This window comes from Candidatus Methylomirabilota bacterium (assembly GCA_035315345.1).
Taxonomy (GTDB): Bacteria; Methylomirabilota; Methylomirabilia; order Rokubacteriales; family CSP1-6; genus CAMLFJ01.
In genome coordinates, this window is the sequence record DATFYA010000201.1 from 20,477 (window position 1) to 27,856 (window position 7,380).

Genomic DNA, 7,380 nt, shown 5'->3' on the forward strand with positions numbered 1-7,380 from the left:
TCCTGCTCCTCGATCGTCGGACGCTAGGTGGCCGCGGTGCCCGAAAAGTTGCGGATGATCCAGCCCGCGATGGAGTGGCGGGCCGGACCCACCGGCATCTCGGTGCGCGGAAACCACCGCGCGTCCTCGAGCTCCTCGCCGTCGATGGTGATCTCGCCGCCCGCGTAGTCGGCGACGAAGCCGATCATGATCTGGCTGGGGAACGGCCAGTTCTGGCTGCCCACGTACCGGATGTTCTTGACGTCGACGCCGACCTCCTCCTTCACCTCGCGGGCCACGCAGCCCTCGAGTGACTCGCCGTTGTCCACGAAGCCCGCGACTAGCGCGTAGCGGCCCGGCGCCCAGATCGCCTTGCGGGCCAGCAGCACGCGGTCGCCGTCGCGCACCAGCACGATCACCGCGGGATGCAGATGCGGATAGTGCTCGTAGCGGCAGGCGTCGCAGCGCTTTCCCCACTCGCCGTCGAGCCGGCCGGTCGGCGCCCCGCAGCGGGGACAGTGTCCGCTGGTCGATTCCCACCAGAGCAGCTGCATCGCCATGCCGCCCAGGGTGAGCAGGTCGTCCGGCAGCCGCGTGCCCTGCATCGGCACGACAGTCTCCGGCCGCAGCCCCGCCGGCTCGGGCACGTCCTTCGGCAGCGCGGCGACCCAGCACGGCTCGCCGGCCCACGTGCCGAGCCAGTAGCGCGGGCCGAGCCCGGTCACTCCGGGCGGCGGCTCTCCGGCCGCGCCGCCCGCCGGCAGCCGGAAGCCGTCGCCGTCGGGAGCCACCAGCAGCTTCTGCTCCTGCAGGATGAGCCATCGCCCGGCGCCGGCGGGCGGACCGCCGCCGCGCTTGGCCGGCGTGAAATCGCCGCGCAGGCAGTCCATGTTGAACGGGAGGTAGACCGACAGCGGAATCATGCGCGCCGAGTCTATCACGCCGAAATCTCCCGCGACGGGCCGACGCCCGATTCCAGTTGGCCGCGCCGCACCATCGCGACGTGCTATCCTCCCCGCCGTGCCGGACCTGCTCGGATCGCTGGCGGCTTCCGTCGCCGCGCGCCTCATGGCGCGCCGCGAGACGGTCGCGGTCTCGGAGTCCTCGACCGGCGGGCTGATCTCCGCCGCGCTGCTGTCCATTCCCGGCGCGTCCGCGTACTTCGTGGGCGGCGGCGTCGTCTACACCCAGACCGCGCGGCGCGGCCTGCTCCAGCTGGCCGACGAGGCGGTGCGCGGCATCCGCTCCAGCACCGAGGCGGCGGCGCGGCTGAACGCGAAGACCATCCGCGAGCGGCTCGGCACCACGTGGGCGCTCGCGGAGACCGGCGCGGCGGGTCCGACCGGCAACCGCTACGGCGACGCGGCCGGGCACTCCTGCTTCGCGGTCGCGGGCGCGATCGAGGCCGCCCGCACCCTCGAGACAGGGCGCGCCGACCGCGAGGCCAACATGTGGGCGTTCACCCGCGCCGCGCTCGAACTGCTCGACGCCTGCATCCAGCAGGCCGGAGGCACGTCATGACCGACCAGACGATCCGCGTCGGCTTCATCGGGGCCGGCGCCAACACGCGCAAGCATCACATCCCGAAACTGAAGGCCCAGCCCGGCGTCGAGCTGGTGGCGGTGGCGAATCGCTCCAAGGAGTCGGGCGAGACGGTCGCGCGCGAATTCGGCATCGGCCGGGTCCACGGCAGCTGGCAGGAGATCGTCAACGCCCCCGACATCGACGCGGTCTGCATCGGGACGTGGCCCTACACGCATGCGGAGATGACCATCGCCGCGCTCGGCCGGGGCAAGCACGTGCTCTGCGAGGCGCGCATGGCCATGAACGCGGCGGAGGGGCGGCGCATGCTCGAGGCCTCCCGCAAGGCGCCGAGCCTGATCGCCCAGCTCGTGCCGGCGCCGCACACTCTCGAGGTCGACGCGACCATCCAGTCCCTCATCGCGGATGGCTTCCTGGGCGAGGTGCTCGCGGTGGAGCTCCAGGCCGGGCAGGGCCGCTTCGTCGAGCCCGACGCGCCGATCCACTGGCGGCAGGACGTCACGCTGAGCGGGCACAACATCCTCAACATGGGCATCTGGTACGAGGCCATGATGCGCTGGCTCGGCCCCGCCCAGCGGGTGACCGCGATGACCAAGATCGCGGTGCCGCGCCGGAAGGATGGAGCCGGCGGCGCGCACGAGATCCGGGTGCCCGATCACGTGGACATCCTGGTTCAGTTCCGGCGGGGCGCGGTCGGTCATCTACGGTTCAGCGCGATCACCGCGCTGGCCCCGGCGCCGGAGGCGTGGCTCTTCGGCAGCGAGGGCACCGTGCGTCTCGAGGCGGACGCGCGGCGGCTCTCGGGCGGCCGTCGCGGCGAGAGCGCGCTGAAGGAGATTCCGGTGCCGCCGAAGACGCGGATCGGCTGGCGGGTCGAGGAGGAGTTCGTCAACGCGATTCGGGGGCGCGAGACGATCACGCGGACCGGCTTCGAGGACGGGGTGCGCTACATGGAGTTCACCGACGCGGTCACCCGCAGCGCCACCACCGGCCAGGCGGTCGAGGTGAAGGACCTCTAGGCTCGCGCGTTCCCTCTCTCCCCAGGGGAGCGGGCAGGGTGAGGGGTGGTCGACGCCGGCCTACCCCCCCTGGCGATGCCAGTACGCGATCCGCCCGAAGATCGAGTCCCACGAGTTGAGGTCGATCCCCTTCAGGTTGTTCGCGGCCGCGTGCACCACGTTGCGCCACGTCACCGGGATCGCCACCGCGCTCTGCACGACGAGGTCGTTCATCTTGATGAAGAGCGCGGCCCGCTGAACCGGGTCCATCTCGACGTCCGCCTTCCGCCACAGCGTGTCGAACTCGGCGTTGCGCCAGCGCGAGATGTTGCGCCCGGTCCAGCCGTTCTCCTTCGCGGGAATCTCCCACGACGCGAACTGGGCCATGAACAGCTGGGGGTCGAGGCCGGTGAACACGGTGTAGGTCTGCAGGTCGGCGTGGAACCGGACGTTGGTGTCGACGTTGGTGACGTCGGCCGAGAAGAACACCGAGGCGGGGATCGCCTTCACCTCCATCTCGATGCCGGCCCGCGCGGCGGCCTGCTTCACCACCGCCTGGATCTTCTGCACCGTGGAGTTGGCCGCGGCCTGGAACAGCAGGCGCAGCCGGCGGCCGCCCTTGGCCCGCACCCCGTCGGCGGCGCGCACGTAGCCGGCCTGCTCGAGCAGGTCGTTGGCCTTCTCGACGCTGAACTCCCACGTGGTGTTGCGGGAGCGGAAGCGATCCGGCGAGTTCAGGAAGTTGGGGGTGATCTGGCCGGTGCGGCCCACCAGGTGATCCTGGATCGACACGCGGTCCACCAGCAGGCTGAGCGCGCTGCGCACCGTCTGGTCGGTGAGGAAGGGATGCGGGGCCTTGATGCTCGAGCGCTCGCCGTCCACCTCGCGGTAGGGATCGGTCTGATTGCACTGGATGAAGCTGACCCCGCTGCTCGGGACGGCCAGGACCCGGCCCTTGCCACCCTGCTCGATACGTCGGAGGACCTCCTCCTCGATCAGCACGTAGTGGGCGAAGTCGTACTCGCCGGTCTGCATGACCGCGCGGGCCGCGCCTACCGAGTCACCACCGCACTTGATGTCGAGACGGTCGAAGTAGGGGCGGTTGGCCACGTGGTACTTCGGGTTGATCTCGGCGCGGATGAAGTCGCCGGGCCGGAACTCGACCAGCTTGTACGGTCCGGTGCCGACCGCGGCGAGCATGCCGATGGCCTCCCGCGCGCCCGCGCCCTTGACCGACTGAAAGATGTGCCGCGGCAGCAAGCCCCCGCCGGTGAAGGCGCCGGCCCAGAAGGGCTGCGGCTTCTTGAAGTAGAGCTTCATCGTGTACTGGTCGATCCGCTCGATGCGGGCGATCTCGTCGTAGGCCGCCTTCGTGCCCGCCGCGGTGGACGGATCGAGCGCGAACTCCCAGTTGAAGATGGCGTCGTCCGCGGTGAAGGGGGCGCCGTCGTGCCAGACCACGCCTCGCTTCAGGCGCCAGATCACCCAGCTGCCGTCCTTGGCCAGGGTGCGCGCCTTGAGGCTCGGCAACTCCTCGGCCAGGACGGGCACGAAGGTGCCGTCGGCCGCGGGCGCGGCGAGCGGCTCGTAGAAGATGCGCTGGACCGCGAAGTCGCGGAGCCCGCGGCCGAAGTGCGGGTGCAGCAGGGTGGGGGCGTCCCACATGAGGATGCGCAGGATGCCGCCGCCGCCCCGCCGAGTCGGGTTGAATTCCGGCTCGGGCGTCTGCGCGTGGGCCACGCCGGCGGCGCCCAGCAGCCGGTCGGCCATCGGCGCGCCGATCCCGACAGCTCCCAGGCCCTGGACGAATCGCCGGCGCGTGAGACCGCCGAGCTTCACCTGAGCGATCAGCTCTCGCAGCGCGTGCTCGTCCATGGTCCAGGGGCACCTTTCCTCGATGGGGGTCCGACACGGATAACGCGGAGGGGCGACGAAGTCAAGGGGCCGGTGGGCGCTTCGTTCGCGCGCCGCGCCGGTCGGCCCCTGTCGGCCGCCGGGGAATCGGTGACGATGCACCGCCCCTCTCGGGCCAGCAGATCGATCGCGGTTCTTTCGATGTGGGTCACGGAGCGCGTTCGCCATGAGCCGCTGGTCCTGGCTCATGACCACGGCGGCGGCCATCGCCATCGCGGCGAGCAGCCTCGGCGCTCCGGACTCTCCGTCGCTCGCCTTCCTCGCCGAGGCGCTCGAGCACCTCGACCGCTAGAGCCGCGCGGCCATCGGGCGCGCCGTCACCAGGGCGTCACGCGCTACGCCGCGGTGCGTGGCGGCTGCCATGGTCGAATAATTCCCGCCACCGTAGACTCGAATCACGTCGAAGGCATGGCCTGCATGTTTTTCATGCGTCCTCTCATCGTTCTCGCGTTCGCGGCGATCGCCCTCGCGCTGCCTGTGGCCGTGGCCCACGGCGGCTCGCAGTGGCCGGCCGACTCCTCCGTCGACGAGCGGCCGCCCGACCTGCCGCCCTGGCTGCTCGCCTCGCGCCTCGGCCGCCCCGTCGACGATCCGTCCCGCGAGGACATGATGCCCACGGGCGGCCTCAGCGATCTCGGGGCGGTGATGCTGCGCGACACGCCGGGGGCGATCGAGGCGGACCCGCTCACCCTGCGGACCTCCAGCAGGGCGGACTCCACCGATCTGCGGGCCATCCTCGGCAACAGCGACCGCTGGCAGCTGATGCGCTTCGGTGCCACCGCCGGCTCGCCGCAGGAGATGAAGTTCTCGGCGTACGGGACGGTGGCCTATCTGCCGAGCACGCTCATGGCCTCTCGCCCCGACGCGGGGCTGGGCTACGGTCCGGCCGCGGCCGCCTCGCTCGGGCTGGACGATCAGGAAGAGCCGATCTCGCTCGGCTTCAAGGCCGAGCTGAACGGGCTCGAGGGCGGCGCCGACTATCGCTCGGTCGGCAAGCGGCTCGAGCCGATGGTGTCGGTGCCGGCGTCGCAGCGGGATCGCGAGGGCACCGAGGTCTGGGTGGCCCAGCGGCTCGGGCGGCTGCGCTTCAAGCTCTCGCAGTCGGACCTGTCCGACAACGTGGACCGCAATCCGGCGGTGCCCCGCACGAACCGCACGCAGACCGCGATCGGCGCGCAGGTCACGCCGCGCGGCTGGCCGATCCTCGGCCTCACCTACGCCACCGGAACCCTGGAGCGCACGTGGCTCACCGGATCGGGCCGGCCCTTCGCGGTGGAGCGGCAGAGCTTCGACAGCGTGGCCGCCTCGGTGTACTACTCGCGGTCGGAGTTCGACCTCTCCGGCTCGTCGGTCTACGGCTACAGCCGCGATCTCGCGAACGCGGATCGCGAGATGACCTCGCTCTATCACGATCTGACGCTGACCCTGCGGCCGCTGAAGACGGTCACCCTCATGCCATCGGTCAGCACCGGCACCGACCGCTACGACTGGGCGTCGGGCCAGTACCAGACCACCACCTTGTCCTTGTTGCTGACCTACGGGCCGGTCGCGTCGCGGTGGAACGTGTGGACGCTGGGCGCCTACAGCACATCGCAGACCAGCGATCGCACGGTGGACGGTCGCATCATGAGCGTGAGTGGCGGCCTGGCCTGCGGGCTCGGCCCGATGCTGGGTGGCCGGGCCAGCGTGTCGGTGGAGGCCGGCTACGATCGCTACGTCGATTCGGTGTACCCCGACACGTCCTCGCGCGGGGCCTTCGGCCTCGTCCTCCTGAAGGTCAGCTCCTTCTAGTCGTCGCGGCGGCCGTTCCTCGCGGCCGCGTCTCCCCCACGAGCGGCCGGCTCCGGCGGAGTGGCGGCCTTGACTTCGCGCGCGCCCCCACCTTAGGGTGTTGGCCGACTCGAAAGGAGACCTCATGGCCAAGCTCAAGTTCGGGGCGTGGATTCCCACCTACGCGTGGAGCGGGAAGAAGACGGATCCGAAGAACATGCAGCGGATCCGCGACTCCATCGTCCGGTGCGAGAAGTACGGCATCGACGTGTGGGTGATCGACCACCTGCTGTCCGCGCCCGGCCTCTACGGCAACGCGTGGCTGGAGCCGCTCACGTCGCTCGCCTACGCGGCCGCGCTCACCTCGAAGGTGGACATCGCCACCGGCATCCTGGTGCTGCCGGTGCGCCACCCGGTCCTGCTCGCCAAGGAGATCTCCACGCTCTGCCACCTCTCCAACAATCGCTACGTGTTCGGGGTGGGGCCCGGCTGGTACGCGCGCGAGTACGAGGTGACCGGCTCGCGCATCCAGGAGCGGGGCAAGCGGACCGACGAGATCATCGAGGCGGTGACCCTGCTGCTCACCAAGCCGAGCGTGAGCTACCACGGGAAGTTCTACCACTTCGACGACGTCACCATCGATCCGCGGCCGCCGAAGATGCCGAAGATCTGGGTGTCGGGCGGCTCGCGGGTGCCCGACCCGGACGAGCACGACGTGCCGGTCATCGCGACCACCGTGATGGACCGCATCGTGAAGGCGGGCAACTGGCTCTCGCGCTGCTCGGGCACCCAGGAGTGGGTCAAGCGGGACTGGGGGCTGCTCCAGCAGCACGCCAAGAGCCTCGGGCGCGATCCCCGGAAGCTGACCTTCGGTCACTGCAACTTCATCCACCTCGTGGACACCCCGAGCCACGCCAAGGCGGTCGCGGCCTCGAAGGCGCCGTTCATCCGGACCATGGGCACGCACCGGACCTACGAGCACCTGCAGGAGTCCTACATGATCGGCTCCGTCGATCACATCAACGCCCGGATCGACGACCTGGTGAAGGCCGGGCTCAAGTATCTGGTGCTGGGACCGGTGACCGACGATCCCGCCCAGATTGACCTGATGGCGAAGAAGGTGATGCCGCACTTCAAGTAGGAGCGGGCGTGCGCTACGGCTTCTACCTGCCGACCC

The 7,380-nt window shown here is 70.4% G+C and carries 7 protein-coding genes; 5 read left to right on the forward strand and 2 right to left on the reverse strand.

Features of this window, described 5'->3' with window-relative positions:
- Positions 1 to 23: 23 nt before the first annotated feature.
- Positions 24 to 902 carry an NAD(+) diphosphatase gene (gene nudC, locus VKN16_25980; protein ID HME97670.1) on the reverse strand — a complete coding sequence of 293 codons (879 nt, stop codon included), beginning with the start codon at positions 900 to 902 and terminating at the stop codon, positions 24 to 26.
- 97 nt (positions 903 to 999) lie between these two features.
- Here nudC and VKN16_25985 point away from each other — a divergent pair, with 97 nt between their 5' ends.
- Together VKN16_25985 and VKN16_25990 are read left to right on the forward strand one after the other, a co-directional pair.
- The gene (locus tag VKN16_25985; protein ID HME97671.1) at positions 1,000 to 1,500 is read left to right on the forward strand and encodes a CinA family protein; all 501 of its coding nucleotides are present in this window, start codon (positions 1,000 to 1,002) and stop codon (positions 1,498 to 1,500) included.
- On the forward strand, positions 1,497 to 2,540 hold the full coding sequence (locus VKN16_25990; protein HME97672.1) for a Gfo/Idh/MocA family oxidoreductase: 1,044 nt from the start codon (positions 1,497 to 1,499) through the stop codon (positions 2,538 to 2,540). Before VKN16_25985 ends, VKN16_25990 begins: the two co-directional genes overlap by 4 nt.
- 60 nt (positions 2,541 to 2,600) lie before the next feature.
- Here VKN16_25990 and VKN16_25995 read toward each other — a convergent pair whose 3' ends face one another.
- Entirely contained in the window at positions 2,601 to 4,394 is a 1,794-nt protein-coding gene (locus VKN16_25995; GenBank protein ID HME97673.1) for a peptide ABC transporter substrate-binding protein, read from the reverse strand.
- A 205-nt stretch (positions 4,395 to 4,599) separates the two neighbouring features.
- Between VKN16_25995 and VKN16_26000 the strand changes: the two genes are divergently transcribed.
- From VKN16_26000 to VKN16_26010, 3 genes are all read left to right on the forward strand, one after another.
- The gene (locus VKN16_26000; GenBank protein HME97674.1) at positions 4,600 to 4,725 is read left to right on the forward strand and encodes a hypothetical protein; all 126 of its coding nucleotides are present in this window, start codon (positions 4,600 to 4,602) and stop codon (positions 4,723 to 4,725) included.
- A gap of 134 nt (positions 4,726 to 4,859) precedes the next feature.
- Positions 4,860 to 6,224, forward strand: coding sequence for a hypothetical protein (locus VKN16_26005; protein ID HME97675.1), 1,365 nt, complete (start codon positions 4,860 to 4,862; stop codon positions 6,222 to 6,224).
- A 124-nt stretch (positions 6,225 to 6,348) separates the two neighbouring features.
- Positions 6,349 to 7,344, forward strand: coding sequence for an LLM class flavin-dependent oxidoreductase (locus tag VKN16_26010; GenBank protein ID HME97676.1), 996 nt, complete (start codon positions 6,349 to 6,351; stop codon positions 7,342 to 7,344).
- Positions 7,345 to 7,380: the final 36 nt, after the last annotated feature.

Bases quoted from the DNA above. Each gene is read 5' to 3' on its own strand.
- nudC (HME97670.1), bottom strand. From the start codon at position 902: ATGATTCCGCTGTCGGTCTACCTCCCGTTCAACATGGACTGCCTGCGC.
- VKN16_25990 (HME97672.1), top strand. From the start codon at position 1,497: ATGACCGACCAGACGATCCGCGTCGGCTTCATCGGGGCCGGCGCCAAC.
- VKN16_25995 (HME97673.1), bottom strand. From the start codon at position 4,394: ATGGACGAGCACGCGCTGCGAGAGCTGATCGCTCAGGTGAAGCTCGGC.
- VKN16_26000 (HME97674.1), top strand. From the start codon at position 4,600: ATGAGCCGCTGGTCCTGGCTCATGACCACGGCGGCGGCCATCGCCATC.
- VKN16_26005 (HME97675.1), top strand. From the start codon at position 4,860: ATGCGTCCTCTCATCGTTCTCGCGTTCGCGGCGATCGCCCTCGCGCTG.
- VKN16_26010 (HME97676.1), top strand. From the start codon at position 6,349: ATGGCCAAGCTCAAGTTCGGGGCGTGGATTCCCACCTACGCGTGGAGC.